This is a genomic window from Bradyrhizobium mercantei (genome assembly GCF_001982635.1).
In the GTDB taxonomy this organism is placed as follows: Bacteria; Pseudomonadota; Alphaproteobacteria; order Rhizobiales; family Xanthobacteraceae; genus Bradyrhizobium; species Bradyrhizobium mercantei.
On sequence record NZ_MKFI01000001.1, the window covers coordinates 587295 to 613735 of the forward strand.

30 protein-coding genes and 1 tRNA gene are annotated in these 26441 nt (G+C 64.8%); 10 read left to right on the top strand and 21 right to left on the bottom strand.

Annotated features, from left to right (window positions below):
• Positions 1 to 407 precede the first annotated feature (407 nt).
• Both rplL and rplJ read right to left on the bottom strand, forming a co-directional pair.
• Positions 408 to 785, bottom strand: coding sequence for a 50S ribosomal protein L7/L12 (gene rplL, locus BI327_RS02870; RefSeq protein WP_028339322.1), 378 nt, complete (start codon positions 783 to 785; stop codon positions 408 to 410).
• 52 nt (positions 786 to 837) lie between these two features.
• Positions 838 to 1356 carry a 50S ribosomal protein L10 gene (gene rplJ / locus BI327_RS02875; RefSeq protein WP_076858266.1) on the bottom strand — a complete coding sequence of 173 codons (519 nt, stop codon included), beginning with the start codon at positions 1354 to 1356 and terminating at the stop codon, positions 838 to 840.
• A 614-nt stretch (positions 1357 to 1970) separates the two neighbouring features.
• Here rplJ and BI327_RS02880 point away from each other — a divergent pair.
• Genes BI327_RS02880 through sigJ form a run of 3 tightly spaced genes read left to right on the top strand, consistent with a single transcriptional unit; the run spans position 1971 to position 3748 of the window.
• On the top strand, positions 1971 to 2348 hold the full coding sequence (locus BI327_RS02880; RefSeq protein WP_076858267.1) for a hypothetical protein: 378 nt from the start codon (positions 1971 to 1973) through the stop codon (positions 2346 to 2348).
• Positions 2341 to 2886 (top strand): hypothetical protein, encoded by a 546-nt coding sequence (locus BI327_RS02885; protein WP_076858268.1) that lies wholly within the window; start codon positions 2341 to 2343, stop codon positions 2884 to 2886. The genes BI327_RS02880 and BI327_RS02885 overlap by 8 nt, the downstream gene beginning before the upstream one ends.
• Positions 2864 to 3748, top strand: a complete 885-nt coding sequence (sigJ, locus tag BI327_RS02890; protein WP_076858269.1) for an RNA polymerase sigma factor SigJ — start codon at positions 2864 to 2866, stop codon at positions 3746 to 3748. Before BI327_RS02885 ends, sigJ begins: the two co-directional genes overlap by 23 nt.
• A 7-nt stretch (positions 3749 to 3755) precedes the next feature.
• Here sigJ and BI327_RS02895 read toward each other — a convergent pair whose 3' ends face one another.
• From BI327_RS02895 to BI327_RS02925, 7 genes are all read right to left on the bottom strand, one after another.
• Positions 3756 to 4712: a 2-hydroxyacid dehydrogenase gene (locus tag BI327_RS02895; RefSeq protein WP_076858270.1), complete on the bottom strand. Its 957-nt coding sequence runs from the start codon at positions 4710 to 4712 to the stop codon at positions 3756 to 3758.
• 155 nt (positions 4713 to 4867) lie between these two features.
• Positions 4868 to 5560 (bottom strand): 50S ribosomal protein L1, encoded by a 693-nt coding sequence (gene rplA, locus BI327_RS02900; RefSeq protein ID WP_076858271.1) that lies wholly within the window; start codon positions 5558 to 5560, stop codon positions 4868 to 4870.
• Positions 5561 to 5566: 6 nt separating this feature from the next.
• Positions 5567 to 5995 (bottom strand): 50S ribosomal protein L11, encoded by a 429-nt coding sequence (rplK, locus tag BI327_RS02905; RefSeq protein ID WP_066499365.1) that lies wholly within the window; start codon positions 5993 to 5995, stop codon positions 5567 to 5569.
• 130 nt (positions 5996 to 6125) lie between these two features.
• Entirely contained in the window at positions 6126 to 6659 is a 534-nt protein-coding gene (gene nusG / locus BI327_RS02910; protein WP_050625731.1) for a transcription termination/antitermination protein NusG, read from the bottom strand.
• A gap of 20 nt (positions 6660 to 6679) precedes the next feature.
• The gene (gene secE / locus BI327_RS02915; RefSeq protein WP_016840554.1) at positions 6680 to 6871 is read right to left on the bottom strand and encodes a preprotein translocase subunit SecE; all 192 of its coding nucleotides are present in this window, start codon (positions 6869 to 6871) and stop codon (positions 6680 to 6682) included.
• 352 nt (positions 6872 to 7223) lie between these two features.
• Positions 7224 to 8561, bottom strand: a complete 1338-nt coding sequence (locus BI327_RS02920; RefSeq protein ID WP_076858272.1) for a HAMP domain-containing histidine kinase — start codon at positions 8559 to 8561, stop codon at positions 7224 to 7226.
• Positions 8561 to 9307 (bottom strand): response regulator, encoded by a 747-nt coding sequence (locus BI327_RS02925; protein ID WP_076858273.1) that lies wholly within the window; start codon positions 9305 to 9307, stop codon positions 8561 to 8563. The genes BI327_RS02920 and BI327_RS02925 overlap by 1 nt, the downstream gene beginning before the upstream one ends.
• A 205-nt stretch (positions 9308 to 9512) precedes the next feature.
• Between BI327_RS02925 and BI327_RS02930 the strand changes: the two genes are divergently transcribed.
• The gene (locus tag BI327_RS02930) at positions 9513 to 10421 is read left to right on the top strand and encodes a DUF3313 domain-containing protein (protein ID WP_076858274.1); all 909 of its coding nucleotides are present in this window, start codon (positions 9513 to 9515) and stop codon (positions 10419 to 10421) included.
• A gap of 5 nt (positions 10422 to 10426) precedes the next feature.
• Here BI327_RS02930 and BI327_RS02935 read toward each other — a convergent pair whose 3' ends face one another.
• Both BI327_RS02935 and BI327_RS02940 read right to left on the bottom strand, forming a co-directional pair.
• Positions 10427 to 12040 (bottom strand): acyl-CoA synthetase, encoded by a 1614-nt coding sequence (locus tag BI327_RS02935; RefSeq protein ID WP_076858275.1) that lies wholly within the window; start codon positions 12038 to 12040, stop codon positions 10427 to 10429.
• A 56-nt stretch (positions 12041 to 12096) separates the two neighbouring features.
• A complete protein-coding gene (locus BI327_RS02940) occupies positions 12097 to 12861 on the bottom strand; it encodes a FadR/GntR family transcriptional regulator (protein WP_076858276.1) in 765 nt (254 codons plus the stop codon).
• Positions 12862 to 13036: 175 nt separating this feature from the next.
• Here BI327_RS02940 and BI327_RS02945 point away from each other — a divergent pair, with 175 nt between their 5' ends.
• Positions 13037 to 14242 (top strand): ABC transporter substrate-binding protein, encoded by a 1206-nt coding sequence (locus BI327_RS02945; RefSeq protein WP_076858277.1) that lies wholly within the window; start codon positions 13037 to 13039, stop codon positions 14240 to 14242.
• 64 nt (positions 14243 to 14306) lie between these two features.
• Here the strand turns inward: BI327_RS02945 and BI327_RS02950 are convergent.
• Positions 14307 to 14382 (bottom strand) — tRNA-Trp (locus BI327_RS02950).
• Between the two features lie 193 nt (positions 14383 to 14575).
• On the opposite strand from BI327_RS02950, the gene BI327_RS02955 reads away from it, so the two are divergent.
• Positions 14576 to 15799, top strand: coding sequence for a serine hydrolase domain-containing protein (locus tag BI327_RS02955; RefSeq protein ID WP_076858278.1), 1224 nt, complete (start codon positions 14576 to 14578; stop codon positions 15797 to 15799).
• Between the two features lie 129 nt (positions 15800 to 15928).
• Here BI327_RS02955 and BI327_RS02960 read toward each other — a convergent pair whose 3' ends face one another.
• On the bottom strand, positions 15929 to 16696 hold the full coding sequence (locus BI327_RS02960) for an SDR family NAD(P)-dependent oxidoreductase (protein ID WP_076858279.1): 768 nt from the start codon (positions 16694 to 16696) through the stop codon (positions 15929 to 15931).
• Between the two features lie 75 nt (positions 16697 to 16771).
• Entirely contained in the window at positions 16772 to 17479 is a 708-nt protein-coding gene (locus tag BI327_RS02965; RefSeq protein ID WP_076858280.1) for a histidine phosphatase family protein, read from the bottom strand.
• Between the two features lie 152 nt (positions 17480 to 17631).
• On the opposite strand from BI327_RS02965, the gene BI327_RS02970 reads away from it, so the two are divergent.
• Positions 17632 to 18417, top strand: coding sequence for an SDR family NAD(P)-dependent oxidoreductase (locus BI327_RS02970; RefSeq protein ID WP_076858281.1), 786 nt, complete (start codon positions 17632 to 17634; stop codon positions 18415 to 18417).
• 404 nt (positions 18418 to 18821) lie between these two features.
• On the top strand, positions 18822 to 19991 hold the full coding sequence (gene argE / locus BI327_RS02975) for an acetylornithine deacetylase (RefSeq protein WP_076858282.1): 1170 nt from the start codon (positions 18822 to 18824) through the stop codon (positions 19989 to 19991).
• A gap of 4 nt (positions 19992 to 19995) precedes the next feature.
• Here argE and BI327_RS02980 read toward each other — a convergent pair whose 3' ends face one another.
• The 4 genes from BI327_RS02980 to BI327_RS02995 are packed head-to-tail and all read right to left on the bottom strand — an operon-like array spanning position 19996 to position 21425.
• Positions 19996 to 20364 (bottom strand): hypothetical protein, encoded by a 369-nt coding sequence (locus tag BI327_RS02980; RefSeq protein ID WP_076859139.1) that lies wholly within the window; start codon positions 20362 to 20364, stop codon positions 19996 to 19998.
• Between the two features lie 5 nt (positions 20365 to 20369).
• The gene (locus BI327_RS02985; protein ID WP_083741895.1) at positions 20370 to 20597 is read right to left on the bottom strand and encodes a GDCCVxC domain-containing (seleno)protein; all 228 of its coding nucleotides are present in this window, start codon (positions 20595 to 20597) and stop codon (positions 20370 to 20372) included.
• Between the two features lie 21 nt (positions 20598 to 20618).
• Positions 20619 to 20903 carry a mercury resistance system periplasmic binding protein MerP gene (merP, locus tag BI327_RS02990; RefSeq protein ID WP_076859141.1) on the bottom strand — a complete coding sequence of 95 codons (285 nt, stop codon included), beginning with the start codon at positions 20901 to 20903 and terminating at the stop codon, positions 20619 to 20621.
• Between the two features lie 12 nt (positions 20904 to 20915).
• Positions 20916 to 21425 carry a mercuric transporter MerT family protein gene (locus tag BI327_RS02995; RefSeq protein ID WP_347337653.1) on the bottom strand — a complete coding sequence of 170 codons (510 nt, stop codon included), beginning with the start codon at positions 21423 to 21425 and terminating at the stop codon, positions 20916 to 20918.
• Between BI327_RS02995 and BI327_RS03000 the strand changes: the two genes are divergently transcribed.
• Positions 21385 to 21783, top strand: a complete 399-nt coding sequence (locus BI327_RS03000) for a MerR family transcriptional regulator (RefSeq protein WP_245334693.1) — start codon at positions 21385 to 21387, stop codon at positions 21781 to 21783. The two genes, BI327_RS02995 and BI327_RS03000, sit on opposite strands and share 41 nt — an antisense overlap.
• Before the next feature lie 36 nt (positions 21784 to 21819).
• Here the strand turns inward: BI327_RS03000 and BI327_RS03005 are convergent, their stop codons facing one another.
• The 3 genes from BI327_RS03005 to BI327_RS03015 all read right to left on the bottom strand — a co-directional run bounded on the left by BI327_RS03005 (position 21820) and on the right by BI327_RS03015 (position 25460).
• The gene (locus BI327_RS03005; protein ID WP_076858286.1) at positions 21820 to 22734 is read right to left on the bottom strand and encodes a DMT family transporter; all 915 of its coding nucleotides are present in this window, start codon (positions 22732 to 22734) and stop codon (positions 21820 to 21822) included.
• 324 nt (positions 22735 to 23058) lie between these two features.
• Positions 23059 to 24117: a phosphotransferase family protein gene (locus BI327_RS03010; RefSeq protein ID WP_076858287.1), complete on the bottom strand. Its 1059-nt coding sequence runs from the start codon at positions 24115 to 24117 to the stop codon at positions 23059 to 23061.
• Positions 24118 to 24227: 110 nt separating this feature from the next.
• Positions 24228 to 25460, bottom strand: coding sequence for an acyl-CoA dehydrogenase family protein (locus BI327_RS03015; protein ID WP_076858288.1), 1233 nt, complete (start codon positions 25458 to 25460; stop codon positions 24228 to 24230).
• A 274-nt stretch (positions 25461 to 25734) separates the two neighbouring features.
• Between BI327_RS03015 and BI327_RS03020 the strand changes: the two genes are divergently transcribed.
• Positions 25735 to 26424 (top strand): TetR/AcrR family transcriptional regulator, encoded by a 690-nt coding sequence (locus tag BI327_RS03020; protein WP_076858289.1) that lies wholly within the window; start codon positions 25735 to 25737, stop codon positions 26422 to 26424.
• Positions 26425 to 26441 lie beyond the last annotated feature (17 nt).

Below are 26441 nucleotides of genomic sequence, written 5' to 3' on the forward strand. Positions count from 1 at the left end.
AACCTTCCGGGACACGACTGCCATCGGCCCCGGGTTGAATTTCGAATCGTCCCGAAGGAACGAAGCGCTAAGTCAGGAATTAAATCCCCGGCTTGGGCCCCATCGCCTCCAAAACGCAAAACGACGCGCGGGGCGCATCACTGCACCCGCTCGTCCAAACGCTTCGCTTTACGGACTGAAAAAGCCCGAAATCTGACTGTCTCCCAACGGCTTCCGCCAGGAGCCCTGCCGCTCCCGCCGCCTACCGTGTTTTTCCGCTGCCAACCCGATATGGGATGGCAATAAAGGAGATTCGAGGGTTAAGTCCACGGATCCCCACACTTTTTTGTGTCCGGCGCGTCACGCGACAACCTGTCGCATGCCGCTGCATGGCCCGGGAGCGCCCTGCGGCGCTCCCGGATCGCGCATTACTTGAGGTCGACCTTGGCGCCAGCCTTCTCGAGCTGGGCCTTGATCTTGTCGGCTTCTTCCTTGTTGACGCCTTCCTTGACGGGCTTCGGAGCGCCTTCGACGAGGTCCTTGGCTTCCTTCAGGCCCAGGCCGGTGATGGCGCGGACTTCCTTGATGACTTCGATCTTCTTGTCGCCGGCGGCAGCCAGCACGACGGTGAAGTCGGTCTTCTCTTCAGCCGGAGCAGCGGCAGCGCCGCCGGCAGCCGGGCCAGCAACCGCGACGGCGGCAGCGGCGGACACGCCCCACTTTTCTTCGAGGAGCTTGGCGAGTTCGGCCGCTTCGAGCACGGTGAGGCTCGAGAGGTCGTCGACGATTTTCTGCAAGTCAGCCATTGTTCAGTTCCTTAAACGTTTGGTTCGAACCAGGTTTGAGATTAGCGAAGGGTCAGGCCGCTTCGCCCTTTGAGGCATGAGCCTGAATGACGCGTGCGAGCTTGGCCGCGGGCGCGTTGGACAGCTGAGCAAGCTTGGTCGCCGGCGCCACGAGGAGGCCAACGATCTTGCCGCGCAGTTCGTCGAGCGACGGCAGTGAGGCAAGCGCCTTCACGCCGTCGACATTCAGGACGGTTTTACCCATCGAGCCGCCGAGGATGACGAACTTCTCGTTCGCCTTGGCGAATTCGACGGCAACCTTTGGCGCCGCAACCGGATCGTTCGAAGTAGCGATCACGGTCGGTCCCTTCAGCAGGGAGCCGATGGCAGCGACGTCAGTGCCTTCAAGAGCAATTTTGGCGAGACGGTTCTTCGAGACCTTCACCGACGCACCCGCCTGCTTCATCTGCATGCGCAGCTTCTGCATCTGGGCCACGGTGAGGCCGGAATAATGAGCAACGATCGCAACCGACGTGGCCTTGAAGACCCCGTTAAGCTGATCGACCGACTCTTTTTTTGCCGCTCGTTCCACAGCAAGCTCTTTCCGGTTGGCGGCCTTTCCGCGAAGGCAGGACCGCCGGGTTGCACCCATCGTCCCGCCCTAAACCTGATCCTTGGAGCGCAAGGCCCCTCGGACATGCCGGGCAAGACGACATCTAGAAGCCTGCCCTCCCAGAGCCTTGCGGCCATGGGCTGTCGAGGTTCGAACCAAACCAGCCTTCCACCGCGACCATGCCGCGACGTGAAGTACAAAATCCGGTCTTCACCCGTCTATGCAGGCTATGCGATTAAGCCGTTGAAAACACGAAGTTCTCGCGGGCGCCTGCAGTCTTGGACAGGATCGAGGCACTTCAGCACGCTGAAGGCCCCTGCTCTCATTCCTTTTGGGGCGACGGGTCTCCTTCCTTTCGAGCATCCTTGCGGGCATGCGGAAAGGAATGATCTCCTATCATCTCAGGTTTTCGGAATGCGAGCACGGACATGCCAGCAAGTGCCAGCACGCCCGGAAGGGGCTATGTAGCCGGTCCTGTCTGACTTGCCAAGAGCAAATTTCAGACCAGTTCGGCGGCCGACCCCCGCGAAAAATTTCTCTCGCGAGCAGGTCACGCGACGGCCGCGTCGCTCGTCTGGGCGGTGGAGGCACCCATGAAACGATGGATTGCAGGAATTCTCGCCCTATTCAACCTCGGCAACGGGGTGGTGATGCTGTCAGCCGGTTCCACCTGGTGGTCGCTGGTTCCCGGCGCTGCCGATACCGGGCCGTTCAACCCCCACTTGGTCCAGGACGTCGGCATCGCCTTCATGGCCGCCGGGGTTGGCCTGGCAGCGCGGGCCTGGCGGCCGATCTACTGGCCCGCGGCGGTCGCGGGCGCCGCGTTTCTGGCCGGCCATGCCCTGCTGCATCTGGCGATGATTGCCGGCGGCCATAACCGCCACGCCGTATCGGACCTGGTCGCGGTGATCCTGCCCGCGGCACTCGCCCTCTATTCCGCCCTGCCCAGTCAAGGAGAACAACATGCGTAGTTTCATCGCGCGCCGGATGCTGCGCGCCTACTCCAAGCGCTACGGCTACGACACCAGCTATCTCGAGATGATGTTGAAGCATTCACCCACGACCTTCTTCAAGTTCGCCGGCGCGATGAAGGCCGCCGCCTGTCGCGAGGTCGCACCGATAGAAGCCTTCTACGCCGCCAAGCTGACCGGCGCGCTGGCCGAAGACTGCGGGCCCTGCGCGCAACTGGTCGCCGACATGGCGGTCGAGGCTGGAATGGCGGAAGTGCAGGTCACGGCGGTGCTCCGGCGCGATGTTGCCGCGATGACGGCGGAAACTGCGCTCGGCTTCCGCTTCGCGCAGGCGATCGTCCAGCGCTCGGCCGACGATGACACCTGCCGCGACGCCGTTCGCGCGCGCTGGGGCGAAAAAGGCGTGATCGACCTCGCAATGGCCCTACAAATCGGCCGCATCTTCCCCATGATCAAGCTGGCGCTGGGGTTTGCCAAGGAGTGTCGCCGCGTGACCGTCGCCGGCCATCAGATCGATGTCATCAAGCAGGCCGCCTGAGCGCGACCCGCTGGCGCCGTATCGGGCGCGGCTGACCGGGCTCGCCTACCGCATGCTGGGCAGCCGCGGCGATGCCGACGATGTCGTGCAGGACGCCTATCTGCGCTTTGCCGCGGCTGATGACATTCGCAATCCCGAGGCGTTCCTCGTCACGGTGGTGACCCGGCTCTGTCTGGATCGGCTGAAGAGCGCCCGCGCCCAGCGCGAGCTCTATGTCGGCGCCTGGCTGCCCGAGCCGGTGTTCGACGAGAGCCTGTCGGCGGAGGCTGCGACCGAGCTCGCCGACGACCTCTCCTTCGCGCTGATGCTGGCGCTCGACGCCCTGACACCGCTCGAGCGGGCCGCGTTCCTGCTGCACGACGTGTTCGACCGGCCGTTCGCGGAAGTCGCGCGCACGCTCGAGCGCAGCGAAGCGGCCTGCCGGCAGCTTGCCGCCCGCGCCCGCAAATCCGTGCGCGACAGCCGCCCTGCTCCGATCGAGCCGCCCGAAGGCCATGCAAGGCTGCTGGCGGAATTCTGCAAGGCCGCGGCCAGCGGCGACGTCTCCGCGCTGACCGAGCTGCTGCGTGAGGACGCAATCGCGATCACCGATGGCGGCGGTCGCAAGCTCGCGGCACTGAACCCGATCAAGGGGGCCGAGAAGATCGTCCGCTTCATCATCGGCATCGCCGGCAAGAACGCCGGCAGCGCGGTTCGGGTCGAACCGATGATGGTCAATGGCAGCGCCGGCGCGCTGATCTTCCTCGACGGCGAGGTCGACCACACGCTGAGCATGGCGATCGACGGCGAGACCAACCGGATCGCGGCGATCTATGTCGTCCGCAACCCGGACAAGCTGCGCCACGCGCCTCGCCGGAACTGAACGCTTGTCAGGACGCCGCTGCCACCGGATAGGCGAGCGGCTTGCCGGCAAAGAACGCGTCGAGATTGGCGAGCACGCAATCCTGCATCGCCACGTGCGATTCCAGCGTGTGGCCGCCGAGATGCGGTGACAGCACCACGTTCGGCAGCGCGGTCAGCGCATCGGGCGCGTGCGGCTCCTTCGCGAACACGTCGAGGCCGGCGCCGGCGATTACGCCGTCGGTCAGCGCCGCGACCAACGCAGTTTCGTCGATGACCGAGCCGCGCGAGATGTTGACGACAAAGCCGTCACTGCCGAGCCGGCGCAGGATGTCGGCATTGATGACATCAGCATTGTCGGCGCCGGCGCGGACCGCGATCACGAGCACGCTGCACCAATCGGCCAGCGCCTCGAGGCTCGGCAGGTACTGATACGGCAAGTCATACTTCGTGCGGCTGAAATAGCCGACCTCGGTCTCGAAGGCGGCGATGCGCGCGGCGATCTTGCGGCCGATCTCGCCCATGCCGTAGACGCCGACCTTGCGGCCGCGCATGCCGGCCTGCGGCCGCATCATCGGCGACGGCTTTGCCCCGGCCCAGTCGCCGCTCCGGACGTAATTGTCGGCCACCAGCAGGCGCCGCACCGACGCCAGCATCAAGGTCACCGCGGTGTCGGCGACCGAGGCCGCGTTGGCCCCGGGGCTGTGGCCGACCGCGATGCCGCGCTTGGTGGCGGCGGCGAGATCGACGCCGTCATAGCCGGTGCCGTAGCAGACGATCGCGCCGAGCTTCGGCAGCCTGTCCATGGCGTCGGCCCCGAGCGCCGTGCCGCCCGCGGTGATCATGGCACGGATGTCGGCGAGTTCGCCCGCCGGGAACGCTTCGTCAAGCCGCTTGCCGGCCGCGTTCAGGAGTTCATAGCGCTCGCCGAAACGGATCAGCTGGGCCTTGGGAAAGCGCGAATAGACCAGGACCTTATCGAGCATTGTTGTTGTTTCCTGCGAGGGCACTCAGAGTCTTGTTTGACGCGTTTTCTTCACGGGAACCGGTCACCACTTCGCTCGAAAACGCTTTGGCAAAAACAAAGGGCGGAACCGGTTGCCCGATCCCGCCCCTCTTTATCTATTCACGGTCAAAGGCCTCAGCCGAGGATCGTGCCCGGCTCGACCTTCACGCCCGGGCCCATGGTGGAGGAAACCGCCACGCGCTGGATGTAGGTGCCCTTGGAACCGGCCGGCTTCGCCTTGGAGACCGCGTCGGCCAGCGCCTTCACGTTCTCGACCAGCTTGTCCTCGGAGAACGAGGCCTTGCCGATACCGGCCTGCACGATGCCGGCCTTCTCGACGCGGAACTCGACCGAGCCGCCCTTGGCGCCCTTCACGGCGTTGGCGACGTCCATGGTCACGGTGCCGATCTTCGGGTTCGGCATCATGCCGCGCGGGCCGAGCACCTTACCGAGGCGGCCGACCAGCGGCATCATGTCGGGGGTCGCGATACAACGATCGAAATCGATCGCACCGCCCTGCACCTTCTCGACCAGGTCTTCAGCACCGACGACGTCGGCGCCGGCGGCCTTGGCTTCCTCAGCCTTGGCGCCGCGCGCGAACACGCCGACGCGCAGCGTGCGGCCGGTGCCGTTCGGCAGGTTGACGACGCCGCGGACCATCTGGTCGGCGTGGCGCGGGTCGACGCCGAGATTGATCGCGATCTCGATCGTCTCGTCGAACTTCGACTTGGCGCGCTCCTTGACCATCTTGATGGCGTCCGCGAGCGGATAGAGCTTCTCGCGATCGACACCCTCGCGGGCCTTCTGCAAACGCTTTCCGATTGTCATGGCCCGTTACCCCGCAACTTCCAGACCCATCGAACGGGCAGAGCCCTCGACCATCTTCATGGCCGATTCGATGGTGTCGCAATTCAGATCCTTCATCTTCTTCTCGGCGATCTCGCGCACCTGCGCCTTGGTCACCTGGCCGGCCTTGTCGCGGCCCGGCGCCTTCGAGCCGGACTGGATCTTGGCAGCCTGCTTGAGGAAGAAGGACATCGGAGGGGTCTTCATCTCGAAGGTGAACGAACGATCGGCGTAGATCGTGATCACCACCGGAATCGGGGTGTTCTTCTCTTCCTTCTGGGTCTGGGCGTTGAACGCCTTGCAGAACTCCATGATGTTCAGACCGCGCTGACCAAGCGCGGGGCCGATCGGGGGCGAAGGATTCGCCGCACCGGCCGGGACCTGAAGCTTCAGGTATCCGGTCACTTTCTTTGCCATTTATCACTCCTGTTGTGCCGGATATGGCCGGCGGTTTCAGGTTCCGTGGTTCGGTTGAAGGGGCTGGCGACCGCCTCCTCCCTCCCACGGCCTCTCACTTGACGCGGGGGGTATACCCCGCGCCGTCCGGTCAGACCACCTTTTCGACCTGACCGAATTCCAGTTCCACGGGGGTCGCGCGGCCGAAGATCGACACCGCGACCTTCACGCGCGAGCGCGCCTCGTCGATTTCTTCCACCACGCCGGAGAACGAGGCGAACGGGCCGTCGGCCACGCGCACGTTCTCGCCGATTTCGAACGACACCGACGCCTTCGGACGCTCCACGCCCTCCTGCACCTGATGCAGGATCCGCATCGCCTCGTTTTCGGAGATCGGCATCGGCTTGTTTTCCGCGCCGAGGAAGCCGGTCACCTTCGGGGTGTTCTTGATCAGATGGAACGCCTCGTCGGTCAGCTTCATCTTCACCAGCACGTAGCCCGGGAAGAACTTGCGCTCGGCGTCGATCTTGCGGCCGCGGCGTACCTCGGTGACCTTCTCGGTCGGCACCAGCACCTGCTCGAACAGCTCTTCCAGACCGCGCTGCTTGGCCTGCTCGCGGATCGATTCCGCGACCTTCTTCTCGAAGTTCGAGTAGGCGTGAACAATGTACCAGCGCTTGTCCATCAATTGAGTTCCCATGCTCATCAGTGGATGCCCAGTATCAGGGTGATGAGGTAGCGGATGATCTGATCCGCGGCGAAGAAGAAGATCGAGGCCAGCGCCACCATCACGAACACCATGATGGTGGTGATGGTCGTCTCGCGGCGCGTCGGCCAGGTGACCTTGGCGGTCTCCGAGCGCACTTCCTGCAGGAATTTGAACGGGCTGAAAGCCATCGTGAGATCCGCGTCCGTCTCCGGACGATTGCAACGTTTCAAGGAATCCGAACAGCCGACCTTGCGGACCCAGCCCTCGTTTGGAAGGTTGAGCCGATAAACGAGCTCGAATGTTCGGGGAATTAGGCCGCGCCGGATATCCGCCATCAAAGCGGGCCGGCTGCGAGTGCCGCGTATCTACTGCGAGAGGAGCCAAACGTCAAGATCGGCACCGTCGCGCCCGGCCCCGGCCCGGTTCGGGCCGGACCAGCATTGGGCCCCTTGAATCAAGGGGATAGCCGGACAGCGCCCGCGGCGTCCAAGGCTCCCGCCGATATGAAGCCGCCCCTATCGCGGCCGGCAGCGGCGCCGTCTAGGCCAGGACGGGCTCCGGCGGCAGCAGCATGGACACACGCAACCCGCTCGGCTGGCGCGGCTTCAATTCGATGCTGCCGCCATGGCGCTTGGCAATATCGAGGGCGATCGAGAGCCCGAGCCCGAAGCCGCCGCTTCCCTGCCGCGCGCTGTCAGCCTTGAAGAACGGTTCGAACACCCTGTCGCGCAGCGCCGGCGCGATACCGGGTCCGTCGTCGGCCACCTCGATCTCGATGTGATCGGAGGCCGTCGGCCGCAGCGCCACCGTGATCGTGCTGCCATGCTTGACCGCGTTCTCCACGATATTGGTGACGGCACGCGACAGCGCGCGCGGCCGGCAGGCGTAAGGCAAACGCGCCGGCCCGGCATAGGATACCGCGTGGCCCGTGTCGGCGAACTCCGAACAGATGGTCTGCAAAAAACTCGGCAGGTCGATGCACGCGACCGCCTCGGAGCGCGCATCCTCGCGAAGATACTCCAGCGTCTCGTTGATCATGCGCGTCATCTTGGCGATATCGCCCAGCATCGCCGGGCGCAGGGTGTCGTCGCCGACGCGCTCGGAGCGCAAGCGGAGCCGCGTCAGCGGCGTGCGCAGGTCATGGCTGATGGCAGCCAGCATGCGGGTGCGGTCGTCGAGCAGCGCAGCGATACGGGTGCGCATGTCGTTCAGCGCGTCGGCGACCTGGGCGATTTCGCGCGGACCGCGCCGGCGCAGCACCTGGGGAGCCCGCGGCGAGCGGCCGAACGAGGTCGCGGCCCGTGCGACGTCCGCCAGCGGTGCGATCACCCAGCGCACCGCGTAAACCGACAGCAACAGCATGGAGATCAGCACGATGATCGCGCCTCCGGCCGCCGGGCGGAGCACAAAGGACCAGAAGCCGCCCTTGACGGCAACGTCGGCCATCAAGGCGTGGCCGTCGTCGAGCTTCACAACCACCTGTGACGACGAGCCTGCCGGATGGCGGAGATCCTCCAGCAACTCGATTCCAGGCTCGGCCGCCAGCTGTCGGAACGCTCGCATGGAAAACGATCGCATCTCTCCGGCGGTTCGAGGCACGAGTTCGCCCAGCGCGACGCGCCTGACGTCGAGACCGCCGCGCCTGGCTGCCGCCAGCAGTTCACCCGCGTCGGTTGGCGTCTTCGCGAAACGCAGCAGCTGCGTGAGCTCCGCGACCCGGCCCGCAAGAAACTTCTGCGTGTCGTTGATCGAGGGAGAATCGAACAAGACAATAATGATCGCAGCTGCGAGCGTGATGCCGATCAGCTCCGAGAGCGCGACGAGGCTCATGAGTTGCGCGGCGATGCTGCGCGGAATCAGCCGCTGTGCCCATCGCATCAGATCTGCTCGACCGCGGGCGTGAACAGGTAGCCGCCGAGCCGCACCGTCTTGATCATGGAGCGGTCCTTCGGATCCGGCTCGATCTTCTGCCTGATGCGGCTGATATGGACGTCGACGCTGCGCTCGACCGACGCGATCAGGCCGCCGAAAGCCTGCTCGATCAATTGCTCGCGCGACAGCACCTGTCCCGGGTTGCGGCAGAACGCCAGCAGCAGATCGAACTCGGCGCCGGTCAGCGTGATCCGGACGCCCGCCGGATCATGCAGTTCGCGGGTGGTGGGATTGATCCGCCATCCGGCGAAGGTCAACGGGCGCGGCCGGGAGCGCGATGCCGCGCCGCTCTCGACCCGGCGCAACAGCGCGCGGATGCGGGCCACCAGCTCGCGGGAATTGAACGGCTTGGTCACATAGTCGTCGGCGCCGAGCTCGAGGCCGAGGATACGGTCGATGTCCTCGCCGCGCGCGGTGACCATGATGATCGGAATCGAGGACGACATGCGCAGGCGCCGGCAGATGCTGAGCCCATCCTCGCCCGGCAGCATCACGTCGAGCACGATGAGGTCGAAGCTCTCGTGCTTGAGCAGCGCATCCATCTCCACGGCAGAGCCGACCAGCACCGGCCTGAAGCCGCTATCGTCAAGCACCTCGGCCAGCATGCGCGCGATATCGGCATCGTCCTCGACGCAGAGGATGCGCGCATTGCTGACGGGGAAAGCCACGAGGTCGTATTCCAGGATTTGCATCACGGCATTTTAGAGGCGTCTGCCGCGGATGCGCAGCGTGCAAATATAGCGTTTTGTTAAGCGTGCGCGGCCAAATGCGGCACAAATAGGTCGCACGGTTTCGCGAGCTACATCTGACTTAATATCTCTTAATCCCGACCCGGGCGGCCCTGCTCTATCGTGACCTGCGATCGTTCTTGGGGTGAGCGATCGTTCGAGGGGTTACATGAAAGTGGAGTTTCGACCCGGCGCTGCGGCATACGCGCAGAGCACGGGACGGGCATGGCGTGATGGCCGGTACAACCGGTCATCCTCGCTTGCCGGAGCTGCGGTCGCGATGGCGCTGTTGTCGGGTTGCGCCAGCGCGCCATTGACCCGAGGTGGATCACTGGCCTCCTATGACAACCTGACGCAGTCCGACGGGCTGCTGGCGAAATCGCTGGTGCGCGTCAACAAGGACGACGTGCTTGCCGCGAAGACCATACGGATCGTACCGACGACCTTCTCCCAGGCAGCGTCGCCGACGCTGTCGCAAGAGCAGCGAAGCCTGGTGGCAAATGCGATCAACCGTTCGCTCTGCATGGGCCTGAGCGAGCGGCTTCAGGTCGTCGGCGCCGATCAGCCCGCGGACCTGACCGCGCATGCGCTCGTCACCCAGGCGGCGCCGACCGACGAGGTCGCCGCGGGCGCATCCAAGGTGGTCGGCATTCTGCCGACCGCGCTTGGGGCCGGCGTCCCCGTGCCGGTGCCGCGCTTGCCGATCGGGCTCGGCAGCCTGACGGTCGAAGCCGAGGTGCGCGATCCGGCCAGCCGCCAGCAGGCGGCGATGGTCTGGGCCCGCGGCGCCAATTCATTCACCAACTCGCCGATGGTCTCGAGCGCCGGCGACGCCTACGACCTCGCCTCCTCCTTCAGCGACGACTTCAGCAAGCTCGTCGTCACCGGCGCGACGCCATTCGGCAAGGCGCCGGAGCTGCCATCGTTCGACAAGATGGGGGCGTCGCTAGGCGGCAAGCCGAAATATGCCGCCTGCGAGGCGTTCGGCCGCAGTCCCGGCCTGGTCGGCATGGCCGCCGGCAGGCTTGGCCTGCCGCCGGAATGGTCGGACAAGGCGCCGGCGCCGGCCGGCCAATAGCTGGCCTAGCCGGCAAAGCTCGTCTGCACCGCCTGATCCAGCGTGGCGCCGCCGACATAGCGCTGCCGCAGCTCGCGCTTCAGCAGCTTGCCGCTCGGGTTCTTCGGCAGGCTGTCGACGAAGATGACCCGCTTCGGCACCTTGAAATGGGCCATCGACGCCGCGCAATGCTTGATGACGGCGTCGGCATCGAGGCTCTCGCCGGCCTTGACCACGACGATTGCGGTCACCGCCTCAATCCAGCGCGGATCGGGCAGTCCGACCACCGCGACCTCCGACACCGCAGGCAGCCGGTAGACCATCTCCTCGACCTCGCGGCTCGCGACATTCTCGCCGCCGCTCTTGATCATGTCCTTCACGCGATCAACGACCGTGATGTAGCCGTCGGCATCGACAACAGCGAGATCGCCGGAATGAAACCAGCCGCCGGCGAATGCCGCCGCGGTCTTGACCGGATCGTTGTAGTAGCCGGACAACAGATGCGGCGAGCGATGCACGATCTCGCCGACCTCCCCGACCCCAACATCGGTCATGTCGGGCTTGACCACCCGCGTCTCGACATTGATCGCGGGCTTGCCGGCGGAGCCGGCCTTCGGCAGCTGGTCCTCCGGCGCCAAGACAGTCGCAAGCGGCGCGATCTCGGTCTGGCCGTAGAAATTCCAGAACTTCACGTCAGGCAGCCGCCGCTGCAATTCGAGCAGCACCTCGACCGGCATGATCGAGGCGCCGTAATAGCCCTTGCGCAGGGTCGACAGATCGGTGCGATCGAACGAAGGCGAGCGCAGCATCGCGATCCAGATCGTCGGCGGCGCGAAGAACGAGTTGATCTTGTGGGCCGCGATCAGCGCCAGCACATTGTCGGGCACCGGCTTGCCGGTGATGAGACTGGTGGCGCCGAGATAGATCGCGGGCCCGAGGAAGACGTCGAGCTGCGCGCAATGATACAGCGGCAGCGCGTGCAGCACGGTGTCGTCGGTCGCCATGCCGCCGTCGATGATGCAGCTGACATACTGCCACATCACGGCCTCGTGGGTGAGGATCGCGCCCTTCGGCAGCGACTCCGTGCCGCTGGTGTAGATGATCTGCGCCGGGTCGCGGCTGTCGACCGAGGCGTCCGGCGCCGAGGCGTCGCTGTGCAGCAGGCTCTCGAACGTCGTGATTCCGTTGGGCGCCGTGGCCGGATCCTCACCGGGCAGCCAGATCAGGGTTTCGACCGCCGAGCCCTTGGCGGCGGCAGCGTGCGCGGTCTCGACGAAATCGGGGCCGACCGCGAGCAGCTTGGCGCCGGAATTGGCGAGGATGAAATTGATCTCGTCGGGATTGAGCATGAAGTTGATCGGCACCAGGATCGCACCAATCCGCGCTACCGCGAAGCGCAGCGCGGCGAAGCCGTGCGAATTGCGCGACAGCACCGCGACGCGGTCGCCCTTCGCGACGCCAAGGGCGAGCAGGCCGCGTCCGAGCCGATTGCAGATCGCGTCCATCTCCGCAAACGTCCAGCTCACCTCGCCGCAGATCAGCGCGGTCTTGGCTGGATAGCGCTTGGCCGACCGGCGCAACAGGTCGCCGATGCTGTGCTCGCGGGCGCGCTGGATGGTCGCTGCGATGTCTTCGCTCATAAGTCCCTCCCGAATGTGCTTGTTGTCGTTGTCTTGTGTTGTCCGCCGCGCCGTCGCTATTGCCGGGCGGCGTAGGCGTGTTCCATGTAGGTGTGCTCGACCGAGCGATCGAGCGAGGCGATCTTCTCGAAGCCGCGCCGCCAGTCCTGCAAATGCCGCCGCGTCCACAGCACGCCGGCCTCCTTGTCGCGCCGCCTGATCGCATCGAGGATATGGCGATGCGCCTCGACGAGGCGCGCACCGCCCTCCGGCACGCCGCCGACGATCATCTCGGTGGTCGGAAAGAACAGCTGCGCGGCGGGCTCGCGGGCGAGCTGCAGCACGCGGTTCTGCGAGGCCTTGGCCATCAGCACGTGGAATTCCACGTCGCACTCGGCAAGCTCCGCGGGATTGCCGACGACATGAGCGCTGCGTTCGACATTGCCGGTAAGCTCCGCGATGTTCTCCACGGTCGCCCGCTCCACCGCGCCCTCGATGCTCGCGACCTCCAGCGTCATCGAGGTCTCGAACAATTCGCGGAATGTCACCTCATGCAGGATCAGCGCGCGCGACAGCCTTGTGGCGAGCTTGTTGTAGCGCGGCAGGCAGGCCTGCAAGCGGCGGCTGGAATCGCGGCGGATCAGGCCGCCCTCCTCGAGCACGCGAATGCCTTCGCGCACCGTCGAGCGGTTGACGCCGAACTGCGCGACCAGTTGCTGCTCGGTGCCGATCGGCTCGCCCGGTTTGATCCGGCCGTTGATGATCTCGCGTTCGATCGCGTCGGCGACCTTCTGGTAGGCCGGCGCGATATCGATGCGCCGGAACAGCGGCGTAGCGGGCACCTTGGACTCCCCGATTGTCGTTTGTCGGACAAAGTCTAGAAGAAGGCCGCAGGAGCGTCAAATGGGCTGCCCCAAGCCGGATTGTCGCACCCGATGGGCCAGAATTGACACCGGAACCGAGCAAACCTAGCTTTGTCGGACAAACCGATAAGAACATCCCGGAGGACGCATCACCATGAAATCCATCGCCACAAGCCTGTCCGCTGCCGGCCTCTTCGCCGCGGTGCTGGCCGGCCCCGCGCTCGCGCAACAGACGCCGCTCAAGATCGGCGTGCTGACCGATTTCCAGTCGGTCTATTCCGACATCGGCGGCGCCGGGAACGTGGAAGCCACCAAGATGGCGATCGAGGAGTTCGGCGGCTCGATGTTCGGCAAGCCGATCGAGCTCGTCACCGCCGATGCCCTCAACAAGGCCGACGTCGCCGCCACCATCACCCGCAAATGGTACGAGGCCGAGAACGTCGACATGATCATCGACATGCCGACCTCGGCGACGGCGCTCGCCGGCATGGAGATGTCGAAGCAGTTCGAGAAGATCATGATCGTGACGGACGCGGCGAGCTCCGACATCACCGGCAAATCCTGCTCGCCCTACACGCTGCACTGGACCTACGACACCTACGCCAACGCCCACACCGTGGGCAGCGCGATCGTGAAGAACGGCGGCGACACCTGGTTCTTCATCACCGCCGACTACGTGTTCGGGCACTCGATCGAGCGCGACACCGGCGATGTGGTCCGCGCCGCCGGCGGCAAGGTGCTCGGCAGCGCCCGGCACCCGCTCAACACGCCGGATTTCTCCTCCTTCCTGCTGCAGGCGCAGTCATCGAAGGCAAAGATCGTCGGCCTCGCCAATGGCGGCGGCGATACCATCAACGCGATCAAGCAGGCCGCCGAATTCGGCGTCGTCGCGGGCGGGCAGAATCTGGCTGGTATCGTGATGTTCATCTCCGACATCCACAGCCTCGGGCTGAAGCTCGCGCAGGGCCTGATCATCACCGAGGCCTACTATTGGGATCTCAACGACCGCACCCGCGCCTTCGGCAAACGCTTCTTCGAGCGCATGAAGCGGATGCCGACGATGAACCAGGCCGCCACCTACAGCGCCACCCTGCACTACCTCAACGCGGTGAAGGCCGCCGGCACCAAGGAGACCAAGCCGGTTTTGGCGAAGATGCGCGCGACCCCGGTCCGCGACGCCTTCACCGACAATGGCGTGGTGCGCGAGGACGGCCGCATGGTGCACTCGATGTTCCTGTTCGAGGTCAAGAAGCCCGAGGAATCGAAGGCGCCGTGGGATTACTACAAGGTGCTCGTCGAGGTGCCCGGCGACCAGGCGTTCCGGCCGCTGAAGGACGGCGGCTGCCCGCTCATCAAGTGAGCCAATACCATCATGGCCGGGGTCCAGGACCTCGGCCAAGGCATTCAAATTGTTAGCTAAAAGCTGGCAGGAGTGGCAGGGCTCGAACCTGCGACCCCCGGTTTTGGAGACCGGTGCTCTACCAATTGAGCTACACTCCTGCAGGGAACCCGCGTCACCGCCGGTTCGCGCCGTTTCAAGCACAGGGCATGGCCGGTTTGCAAGGGCGAAGCAGCGAAGCTTCTGTTCATTGCAAAACTTCTGCGCCAGACTTCGACGATCACCGCAAGATCACCCCAAAGATCACCCCCATGCCGGCGCCTCGCCGCAAGAATCAAGAACCAGGGAGAGACCATGAACGCCCAGACCGCCACCAAGCACGCCGCCAGCCAAGCCACCCCGTCCCTCCCTCTCGCCAAGCCCGAATCGATCGGGCTGTCGAGCGCGCGGCTGCAGGCGCTGTCCGACACCTTCAAGCGCGAGGTCGACAAGGGAACCGCACCCGGCTTCACGGTGCTGGTGGCGCGGCGCGGCCAGATCGGCTGGTTCGACGCGATCGGCCGGCAGAGCCCGGCGGCCGCCGCGCCGATGACGCATGACACGATCTTCCGCATCTTCTCGATGACCAAGCCGATCGTCTCGGTCGGCATCATGCAGCTGCTAGAGGACGGCCACTTCCTGCTCAACGACCCCGTCGCGAAATTCATCCCCGAATTCGCCGAGACCAAGGTCGGCGTCGAACGCGACGGCAAGCTCGAGCTGGTACCCGTGCAGCGGCAGATGACCATCCAGGACCTGCTGCGCCACACGTCGGGTTTGACGTATGACCACACCGGCAACGGCCCGGTGCAGGAGCTCTACAAGCAGTCGCGGCTGCGCAGCCGCAAGATCACCAATGCCGAGCACGCCACCATGCTCGCCGGCATGCCGCTGGTCTGCCAGCCCGGCGCCGAGTGGAACTACAGCCGCTCGACCGACGTCCTCGGCCGCATCATCGAGGTCGTCAGCGGCAAGACGCTTGGTGCGTACCTCACCGACCACATCCTCTCGCCGTTGCAGATGAACGAGACCGCCTTCCACACCGCCGAAGCCAATGCCGGCCGGCTCGCCGAGGCCTTTGCCAACGATCCCTGGACCAACGAGAAGGTGCAGCTGTTCAACATGCTGGAGAAGCCGGCGATGGAATCCGGCGGCGGCGGGCTGGTGTCGACCACGATGGACTATGCCCGCTTCGCGCAGATGCTGCTCAATGGCGGCTCGCTCGACGGCACCAGGATCATCGGGCGCAAGACGCTCGAATTCATGGCGTCCGATCACCTCGGCGCCGGCGTCAAGGTCCAGGGCACGCTGGTATCGCCCGGCCACAGTTTCGGCCTTGGCTTTGCGGTGCGCATGCAGCAGGGCATCGCGCCGTTCTCCGGCTCGGTCGGCCAGTTCTTCTGGAGCGGCATGGCTGGCACGTTCTTCTGGATCGATCCGAGTGAAGACTTGATCGCGGTCTTCATGATGCAGGGCCCGGGCCAGCGCGAATACACCCGCTCGCTGGTGAGGAACGGGGTTTACGCGGCGGTGGAGTGAGGCGAACTCTTGCCTACTTGCTCCGTCATGCCCGGGCTTGTCCCGGGCATCCACGTTAGGGCGGCAGGAAGACGTGGATGGCCGGGACAAGCCCGGCCATGACGACCGACGTCTTAACCAACGCCGGCCTCAGCTGATCGTCGCGCCGCCGTCGATCACGATGGTCTGGCCGGTCATGAAGTCACCGGCGCGCGAGCCCATCATCACGGCAGCGCCCGCGATCTCATCCGGCACGCCGATCCGCAGCAGCGGCGAGCGCGCGGTCGAGGCCTTCAGATTGTCGGGATTGTCCCACAGCGCCTTGGCGAAGTCGGTCTTGATCAGGCCCGGCGCGATACAGTTCACGCGGATATTGTGCTTGCCGTATTCGCAAGCGAGGTTGCGCGCGAGCTGCATGTCGGCGGCCTTCGAGATCGCGTAGGCGCCGAGGATGGTCGAGCCCTTCAGGCCGCCGATCGAGGACACGATGATGATGGAGCCGTCCTTGCGCTCGATCATCTGCGGCACCACCATCGAGATCAGCCAGTTGTTGGCGACGATGTTGTTGTCGAGGATTTTTCTGAACTGATCGTCGGAAATGCCGGCGAGCGGACCGTAATACGGGTTCGACGCCGCGTTGCAGACCAGCACGTCGATCCTGCCGAAGGCGCGGTTGCTCTCGTCGACCAGGTTCTGCAGATTTTCCTTCGACGAGATGTTGGCTGCGATCGCAACCGCGGTGCCCTTGCCATAGCTGGTGTTGATCTCCGCAGCCACCTGCTCGCAGACGTCGGCCTTACGCGAGGAAATCACGACCTTGGCGCCGTGCTCGGCCATGCGCTCGGCGATCGCGCGTCCGATGCCGCGCGTCGAGCCGGTGATGACGGCGACTTTTCCCTTCATGTCGAACAAGGTCATGGTTCTCTCCCTGATGTAAGGTGTTCAAATTCTACGTTGAGCTTAGGCAGCGTTGTCGTGTTGCGATAGCAGCAATCACGCAAGCTTGCTCGCCGGCCGCACCTCGGGTCCGGACGGCTGATGCATGGCGGCGTGCCTGGGATCGGCGATCCAGGGCTGCTGGTTGACCATCGGCAGCCGCCACGTCGACACGTTGGGCGCCGCGATGTGATCGAGCCGCGTCACCGAGACATTGTCGATATCAAACGACAGGCCCCGATCCGGCTGGCCGCCAAGTGCAAGACCGACCGCGGCCCTGATCACGCCACCATGGCCGACCGCGATGATGTCCCGGCCCGCCTCTGCTGCGGTGATCCGCACGATGGTGCGGCAGACGCGGGTGTAGAGATCCATGAAGCTCTCGCCGCCAGGTGCCGGCTCATTGACGTCGGCGAACCAGAGATTCCCCGGCGGACGGCTGGCGAGAAATGCCGCCCGGTTCATGCCCTGCCACTGGCCGAGATGCAGCTCGGCGAAGTCGCGCTCCTGCGTCATGCCGGCAGGCTTCGGGAAACCGGCGGCCCAGATCGCTTCCGCGGTCTTGTGCGTGCGCTTCAGATTGCTCGAATACCATACCGCATTGCGCGGCAGCATCTTGGCGACCGCCTCGAACACTTCGACGTCGCCGGTGTCGCAGTCGATGTCCTCCTGCCCGTAGATGTTGCCGCCATCGCTGCGCACCGGCGCGTGGCGAACCCACCACCAGCGTGTCACCGTCACGTTAGGCTTCTCTGGATTGGACATCGGATGAGCCCTTCAATAGTGTCCCGTCACGCTGTACGTCACGCCGCACATCGTCTCAAGTGCTTCTGACGTTTGAAATTTTGTTTGAATTCCGTCGCGCGGCAGACGCACCACGGATCACGCGAATGAACCATGTGAACAGGGAGAAAATCATGGGCCGCCTCGAAGGCAAATCGGTCATCATCACCGGCGCGGGAAGCGGCATCGGCCGCGCGGCGTCGCTGCTGTTCACCAAGGAAGGCGCCAAGCTGATCGCGGTCGATCGCACCGATGCCGTGAACGACACCGCCAAGCTGTTGCGCGATGCCGGCGGCATCGTCGAAGCCGTCACTGCGGACGCGGGCTCCGAGAGCGACGTGAAGGCATTCATCGACAAGGCCGTCGCGAAATACGGCAAGCTCGATGCGATCTGGGCCAATGCCGGCGTCAGCGGCGGCCTCGTCCCGCTCGCCGACCAGACTCCGGAACATTGGCAGGAAGTGTTGCGCGTCAATCTGATCGGCCCGTTCCTTGCGATCAAGCATTCGATTCCGCACATGACCAAGCAAGGTTCCGGCTCGATCGTCTGCACCGCATCCGTCGCGGGCCTGAAGTCCGGCGCCAGCGGACATCCCTACGGCGCCAGCAAGGCCGGCGTCATCAGCCTGGTGCAGACCACCGCCTACTCGCTCTCCGGCACCGGCGTGCGCATCAATGCGATCTGCCCGGGCCTGATCGAGACCGGCATGACCAAGCCGGTGTTCGATCGCGCCAAGGAGCGCGGCACCCAGGACAAGATCGGCCAGCTCAATCCGCTGAAGCGCCCCGGCCAGCCGCACGAACTCGCCGCGATGGGATTGTTTTTGGCCAGCGACGAGGCGTCGTACGTCAACGGCCAGGCCATCCCGGTCGACGGCGGCCTGACGGCGTCGATGCCGTATACGGGCAAGCCGATTTAGCAAGAGGCTCTCGCCGTAACTGGCCCGATCTTCACTTGGCCGGGGCGTCCACCCCTTCGCTGAGTCGGTGAAGTTCGGACAGCGCGATAACGCCACCACATCCACCACTGTCGTCCCTGCGAAAGCAGGGACCCATACTCCGCAGCGGATGTTGCCGACGGGCCTCGTCGTTCCAGCGTCGCGCGATAATCAGCCTGGGTGGTTATGGGTCCCTGCTTTCGCAGGGACGACGCCGAGTGTGTTGCCCGGCCTTCACATCATACATCCTCGCGGCGCGTTGCGCCCGTCGTGTCGAATGGGCAACACCGGTCCGAATATTGCTTGGCCTTCGCAGACGAACCAGCTGCTATACTTCGCTGACAAGATCGCCGGCACACCCACAATCTCTCCAAAACGAACAGGCCATGCAAAGCCCACGTCCCGACCGCATTCGCAAACTTCTCGCCGACCTCGTCGCCTTCGACACGATCAGCGACCGCAGCAACCTGCCCCTGATCGACTATATCGAGCGCTATCTCGCCTCGCTCGGCGTCGGCGCGCAGCGCATTGTCGATGAGACCGGGCAAAAATCCTCGCTGTGGGTCACGGTCGGCCCTGAGGACAAGGCCGGGCTGGTTCTGTCCGGGCATACCGATGTCGTGCCGGTTGCGGGACAGGACTGGAGCCATGACCCGTTCGAGCTGGTCGAGCGCGACGGCCGGCTGTACGGCCGCGGCACCACCGACATGAAGGGCTTTGTCGCGGTCTGCCTCGCGATGGTTCCGGAAATGCTCGCGGCCGAGCTGAAGACGCCGATCAATCTGGCGATCTCCTATGACGAGGAGATCGGTTGCGTCGGCGTGCGGCCGATGCTGCGCGACGTCGCGCGCAAGCCGATCAGGCCGCTTGGCTGCTTCGTCGGCGAGCCGACCCAGATGCAGGTGATCATCGGACACAAGGGCAAGCACGGCGTGCGCGCCACGTTCCGCGGCCTCGCCCGCCACTCCTCGATCGCGCCCGATGGCGTCAATGCGATCGAATACGCGGCCGACCTCATCACCGAAATCCGCCGCCGCGCCGAACTTCTCGCCGCGAAAAGCGAGAGCGACAGTCTCTATGACGTGCCGCACTCCACCCTGCTGACCAGCATCGTGCATGGCGGCGCCGCGCTGAACATCGTGCCCGACCAGTGCACGGTGGAGTTCGAATGCCGCGGCATCGGCATCACCGAGTCAAGGCAGGTGACCGACTCGATCATCGCCTGGGCCAAGGCCGAGATCGAGCCCAGAATGCGCGAACGCCATCCGGAGTGCGGCATCGATTTCGAGGAGATCCTCGACTACCCCGCGCTCGATACGGCGGCAGACGATCCGGTCGTCACGCTGGCAAAACAACTCGCCGGCCGCAACGACCACGCCAAGGTCGCCTTCGGCACCGAGGCGAGCCTGTTCGTCAGCATGGCGGATGTGCCGTCGGTCGTGGTCGGCCCCGGCTCGATCGCCCAGGCACATACGCCGGACGAGTTCGTCGAGATGTCGCAGCTCGAGGCGTGCGGAGATTTTGTTGCACGGCTGATCACGCATTGCGCGAAGTAAGGCCTTACGAAAACTTTCCCCAGGCGCGCTCCGTCACCCACCAGATGAACTTGTCTCCCGCGACGATGGCGGCGCCGACGACAAGCCATGCCAAGACGTCGTCAGACCGCATAACAAGCCCTAACACCAGCACCGGCACGATCATCAACAGATAGTAAGGCCCGGTGTAGCGGCAGTGCGTCCTTCCGCAACGCCGCGCGTTGAGGATGCAGGCCAAAGCCATCCAGAGCAGTGCTGCGGACCACACCGCAATGCGCAGCGGCAGCGAGACGAGCAGGCCGACGAACAGGCCGGCGTGCGGCATCCACCAGGCCAACGCGCTGCTGCGCCAGCTGCCTAGCCAGTCGCGGGACGCGGGTGCAGATAAGGCCATGGCGTTCAGCACCGGCAGCCCGAGGCTGCGTCCGCGGCGCCGGAATGCTCGGCCTGGATCGGCGGACAGGGCACCGAGCCGAACGAGCAAAACACGCAGCAGTCACCCGGCTTCGGCCGCAGTCGCTCGCCGCACCCCGTGCAGACATAGAAATACTGGCAGGCGTCGGTCGGCATCGTCTCGGACTTCGTGGTGCCACACTGCGGACAGGTGATGACGGATTGCAGGATCATGGTGCTCAGCTCGGCCCCTACTCAGCCCTTCGGCGCTGAAGGATAACCGGCATTGCTTGTGGCGCTCGTAAGCGCCGTCAGATCAACCTTGCTGTCGTCGTAGGTCACGACCGCGGTCTTCTCCCGGAACGACACTGCGACCTTCGTAACGCCGGCTACAGCTTCGAGGCTGGCCTTCACGATATGAGGACAGGCTGCACAATCCATATTCCTGACAGCGAGTGTCACCGTCTTCTCGGCGGCGAACGTGGCAGACGATGCCAGCACCGAAAGCAGGATTGCGAAGGGAGTGATCAGTCGGTTCATGGGGAACTCCATTCAGGTGTCGAACAACAATGGTGCCAGGAGGTCGAAACCGAGGGCCGCGATGGCGAGCAGCGTTGCCGCGACAAGCGTCGTCTTCACCAGGCGATTTGGCAGCGGACGTGCGCAGGCCGCTCCTTCGGCGCAGGCAACCTTCGAGGACCGATAGGTCAGCCAGTACCCCGCGCCGAGAAGCGCTGATGTCGCCGCGATGAAATAAGGCTGGTACGGCGCAAGCCGCGTGAGGTTGCCGATCCAGGCGCCGCCGACACCGAGGCTGAACAGCAGCAGCGGCGCGATGCAGCAGGACGACGCAGCAAACGCGCCCAGCAGGCCGCCGGTCGCCAGCAGTTGCGACCCACGGCTGGAATGAGCGGTGATATTGCTTTCCTTGACCTTCATGCCGATGAGGCTACATCCTGTAGTCACTACAGGATCAAGGGAACTGGGCATGCGCGGGATCACGGCTTCGCGAGCGGACGGGATGACGATCGGGCAGATTTCCGAACTGACCGGCGTCAACATCGAAACCATCAGGTACTACGAGAAGATCAGGTTGCTGCCGCCTCCCCTGCGCGCCGCCAACGGCCGGCGCATCTACGGTTCTACCGAATCGCGAGTGCTTGCCTTCGTCAGGCGGTCGCGCGAACTCGGCTTCTCGCTCGATGAAATCCGGGCGCTGTTGCGGCTGGGCGGTCCCGGCAAGGCGTCTTGCCGCGAAGTGCGGGACATCGCAACGCTGCACCTCGACGACATCCGCGCCAAGATCAGCGATCTCCGCAAGCTCGAACGCCTGCTGGCAGCGACAATCGCGCGATGCTCGGGAACGACCGCACCCGATTGCCCGGTTCTGGACATCCTCGACGTTCAGCGCCGGAACTGATCAGGACCGTCCAGACAGACGCGCCCTGGATCGCGCTTACAACCCGTCCGGCGGCAGGCCCGGGCCGGTTGCGGCCGGGCGGAGCTTGTCGCGCTTGCGTTCGCGGTAGAAGGCGTAGAGGCCGGAGGCCACGATGATCGCGGCACCCGCGAGCATCGGACCGTCGGGCTTGTGGCCGAAGGCGAGATAGCCGGTCAGCATCGCCCACGGCAGCGCGGTGTAGCGGAACGGCGCCACCGCCGAGATGTCGCCGGTGCGCAGCGACACGATGATGCATTGATAGCCGATCAGGATCAGCACTGCGGCGAACGTGAGCAGGCCGAGCGCCTGACCGGACGGCGGCTTCCAGCCGCCGAGCGGGACCAGCACGAAGGCGCCCGCCGTCGTCACCGTCACGGTCGTCAGCAGCGTGATGAACACGGTTGGCAGCTGCTTCGGGATGCGGCGGGTGGCAAGATCGCGCACCGCGCAGAAGCCGACCGATGCCAGCGCCAGCAGCGCGGCCTGGCTAAAACCCTCCGCGCCCGGCCGGACGATGACCAGCACGCCGATGAAGCCGGCCGCGATCGCAAGCCAGCGCCGCCAGCCGACCGGCTCGCCGAACACCAGCGCCGCACCCAGCGTGATCACCAGCGGCAATGCCTGGAAGATCGCCGAGGCATTGGCGAGCGGAATCTGCGCGATCGCTGAGAGATAGGTCAGCGTGCCGCCGATCTCGCCAAGGACGCGCAAGCCCACCGGCCAGATCAGCAGCGCGGCAAAACTGCGCAGCGCATCGCGGTACCAAGCGAGTGCTGCGACCAGCACCATCGCGACCAGGCCGCGGACCAGCAGGATCTCGCCGATGTTGAGCTCCGCCGACACCGCCTTGGTGATGGTGTCGTTGACCGTGAAGCTGGCCATGGCCGCAGCCATGAACAGGCTGCCGCGAAGGTTCGACGAAAGGGGCAAAGTGAAAATGTCCGATCAGGACCAGGGCACGGGCGTTGACCGGACTGACTTGCCAAAGCGGCGCTGCGAACTCAAGTCACAGATGGCTACAATGCGGAAACATGCCGCAGCGCCGCGGCACGAAGTAGCTCAGGAAGCTCGGCGAAAGTCGGACTCGCGGAGACTCACCCGGATCGCATTCCGCTTCGCTGCATGCGACATAGCCGAAGCTGTGCTTCGGCGTTCTTCAGAAACGGCCGCCGCAGGCGGCCTATGCCTCTCCCCGCACGCCGGGCGAGGTAAGAGAAAGCGGCGCGAACCGTGAGGGTCGCGCCGCGTTTAGTATCAGACCGCGCCGGCCTTCTGCGCGTATTCCCATGACGCCTTCGACAGCGGCACGGTGCGCGCGGCCGACTCCAGCGCCTTGGCATTCGCGGCGGTGCCGTCGCGGACGCGGCCCGCAATGCCTTGCGTGATGCCGGCGAGGCGGAACAGATTGTAGGAGAAGTACCAGTTGAGATCCGGCACGGCCATGCCGGTGACGCTGCAATAGATCTGCGCGGCCTCGTCCTGGCTCGGAATGTTCAACGCCTTGAGGTCGGCATTGGCAAGGCCCGGCATGGTCCACTGCATCAACAGATAGGTGAAGTCGGCCATGGGATCGCCGAGCGTCGACAATTCCCAGTCGAGCACGGCCTGCACCCGCGGCTCGGTGGCGTGGAAGATCATGTTGTCGAGGCGATAGTCGCCATGCACGACCGAGACGCGCTTCTGCTCCGGCACCGTCTTCGGCAGCCATTCCGCGAGCTTTTCGAATTCCGGAATGTGCTGCGTCTCGGACGCACGATACTGCTTGGTCCAGCGGTCGACCTGGCGGGCAAAATAATTGCCGGGCTTGCCGAAATCGCCGAGGCCGATCTTTTCGGGATCGAGGACGTGCAGTTTCGCCAGAGTCTCGATCTTGCTGGTGAAGATTTTCCGCCGCGCGTCCGGCTCCTGGCTCGGCAGGGTCGGATCCCAGAACACCCGCCCCTCCTCCATCGACATGATGTAGAAGGCCGAGCCGATCACCGCATCGTCGGTGCACAGCGCGTAGGCTTTCGCGACCGGAAAATTCTGCTTGCCGAGCGCCGCGATCACGCGGAACTCGCGATCCACCGCGTGGGCCGACGGCAACAATTTACCGAACGGACGGCGGCGCATCACATAGTTGCGGCCGGGGGTTTCGAGCTTGTAGGTCGGGTTGGATTGGCCACCCTTGAACTGCAGGACCTTGAGCGGGCCCTGATAGCCCTCGACGTGTTCCTTCATCCAGGCATCGAGACTAGCCTCGTTGACGCGATGGCGTTCCTCGACTTCCCTTGTCCCGGAAAATTCCTCGTCTTTCCTGACGCCGTCCGCCACGATGACGCTCCCTCAACTCAGTTTTGTTGGGAGCGCCGCCCGGCGCTCCCAATTGTCTTTTTCATTCTGAGCACGATGTGCGCGGGAACGCCATGCGTTCCGCATCATGCTCAGTGCGACGTGTTTGCATACTTCCGAACTTCAAGCCTGGCAATGGCGCGATTGTGCACCTCGTCCGGACCGTCGGCGAGACGGAGCGTGCGGATGTGGGCATAGGCCTTCGCGAGCCCGGCGTCGTCGGAGACGCCGCCGCCGCCAAACGCCTGGATCGCCTGGTCGATGATCTTCAGCGCCATGTTCGGGGCTGCGACCTTGATCATCGCGATCTCGGCCTGCGCGGTCTTGTTGCCGACCTTGTCCATCATGTCGGCGGCCTTGAGGCACAAGAGGCGGTTCATCTCGATGTCGGTGCGGGCCTCGCCGATGCGCTGCTCCCAGACCGAATGCTCGATGATCTTCTTGCCGAACGCGGTGCGCGAGGCGAGCCGCTTCACCATCTTCTCCAGCGCCTCCTCGGCCTGGCCGATGGTGCGCATGCAGTGATGGATGCGGCCCGGGCCGAGACGGCCCTGCGCGATCTCGAAGCCGCGGCCCTCGCCGAGCAGGATGTTCTCCTTCGGCACGCGGACGTTTTCGAGCAGCACCTGGGCGTGGCCGTGCGGTGCATCGTCGAAGCCGAACACCGGCAGCATCTTCTCGACCTTGATGCCGGGGGTGTCGAGCGGCACCAGGATCTGCGACTGCTGCTGATGCTTGGCGGCGTTGAAGTCGGTCTTGCCCATCAGGATCGCGATCTTGCAGCGGGGATCGCCGACGCCCGACGACCACCATTTGCGGCCGTTGATGACGTAGTGATCGCCGTCCTTCTCAATGCGGGTCTCGATGTTGGTGGCGTCGGACGAGGCGACCGCGGGCTCCGTCATCAGGAAGGCGGAGCGGATCTCGCCGTCCATCAGCGGGCGCAGCCATTTGCGCTTCTGCTCCTTGGTGCCGTAGCGGATGAACACTTCCATGTTGCCGGTATCGGGGGCGGAGCAGTTGAACACTTCCGATGCCCAGGAGATGTGGCCCATCTCTTCCGACAGCAGCGCGTATTCGAGATTGGTCAATCCCGCGCCGTGGAATTCGTCATCCTCATGCGAGGACGGCGGCATGAACATGTTCCAGAGGCCTTCGGCCTTCGCCTTCTTCTTCAGATCCTCGAGGACCGGGATCACCTTCCAGCGCGGGCCTTCGGCGTCCTGCTTCTCGTAGATCGGCACGGCGGGGCGGACATGCGTTGTCATGAAAGCCTGAACGCGCTCCAGCCACTCCTTCTGCTTCGGCGACATCGTGAAATCCATGGGACGCTCCTCGTTTCCTAGACTTGGACCTGGCCTTTTTGGGCCTTGGACATGGGCTTTGGCCTTTTGGGCCGCATTGTTGACCCCGCCTCCGCGGCTCGCAAGGGCGTTCGCGGAACAGGCGGCGGTGGTGTGCCAGAGTGTCGTCCCGCGATCTGCGGATTGACATTTCCGGCTCTTCAAACGATAGTTTCATACAAATGTTTGAAATGCAACTCCCTGTCGTCTTCGTCATTCCCCGGCGTATCGCGGAATAACGGAAAGGCTCTCAGCCATGGCCAGCGACCACACCAGATCCGCCATTCTCGCCGCCGCCGAGCGGCTCTACGCCGACCGCGGCTTCGGCGACGTCACGCTGCGCGACATCGTCGCGGAGGCGAACGTCAACCTCGCGGCGGTGAATTACCACTTCGGCTCCAAGGACGAATTGATCGCGGAGCTGTTCGTTACCCGCAGCATCCAGACCAACCGCGAGCGTCTCAATGAATTGCGGGCGGCCGAGGAAAAGGGCGGCGGACGCGCCGCGATCGAAGACATCATGCGTGCCCTCGTCGGCCCCACTCTGCGCGGCTGCCTCGGGCCGGATCGGGAAGGCTCGACCGCGGCGCGCTTCATGATCCGCGCCTCGATCGAATCCGTGCCGCCGATCCGCCGCATCAAGAACCGCGAGGTCGATCATCTGCGCAAATTCGCTGCGGCGATGCGCCGCGCGATGCCCGGCCGGGACGATACCGAGCTGTATTGGGGCCTGCATTTCGCGCTGGCGATGGCGCACCACACCATCCGCGAGAAGGAGCGCCTGCTGCGGCTGTCGGAAGGCAAATGCAACCTCGACGACGTCCGCGCCATCATCGATCGCGTGGTCACGGTCTCGGTGATGGCGCTGACGATGGGCGACGTGCCGAGCAAGCCGGCGGTGCGGCCGACCTTGGTGCACGGCCGGCTGACGCGGCAGGATTTGTGAGCGCCTCTCCTTAAGGC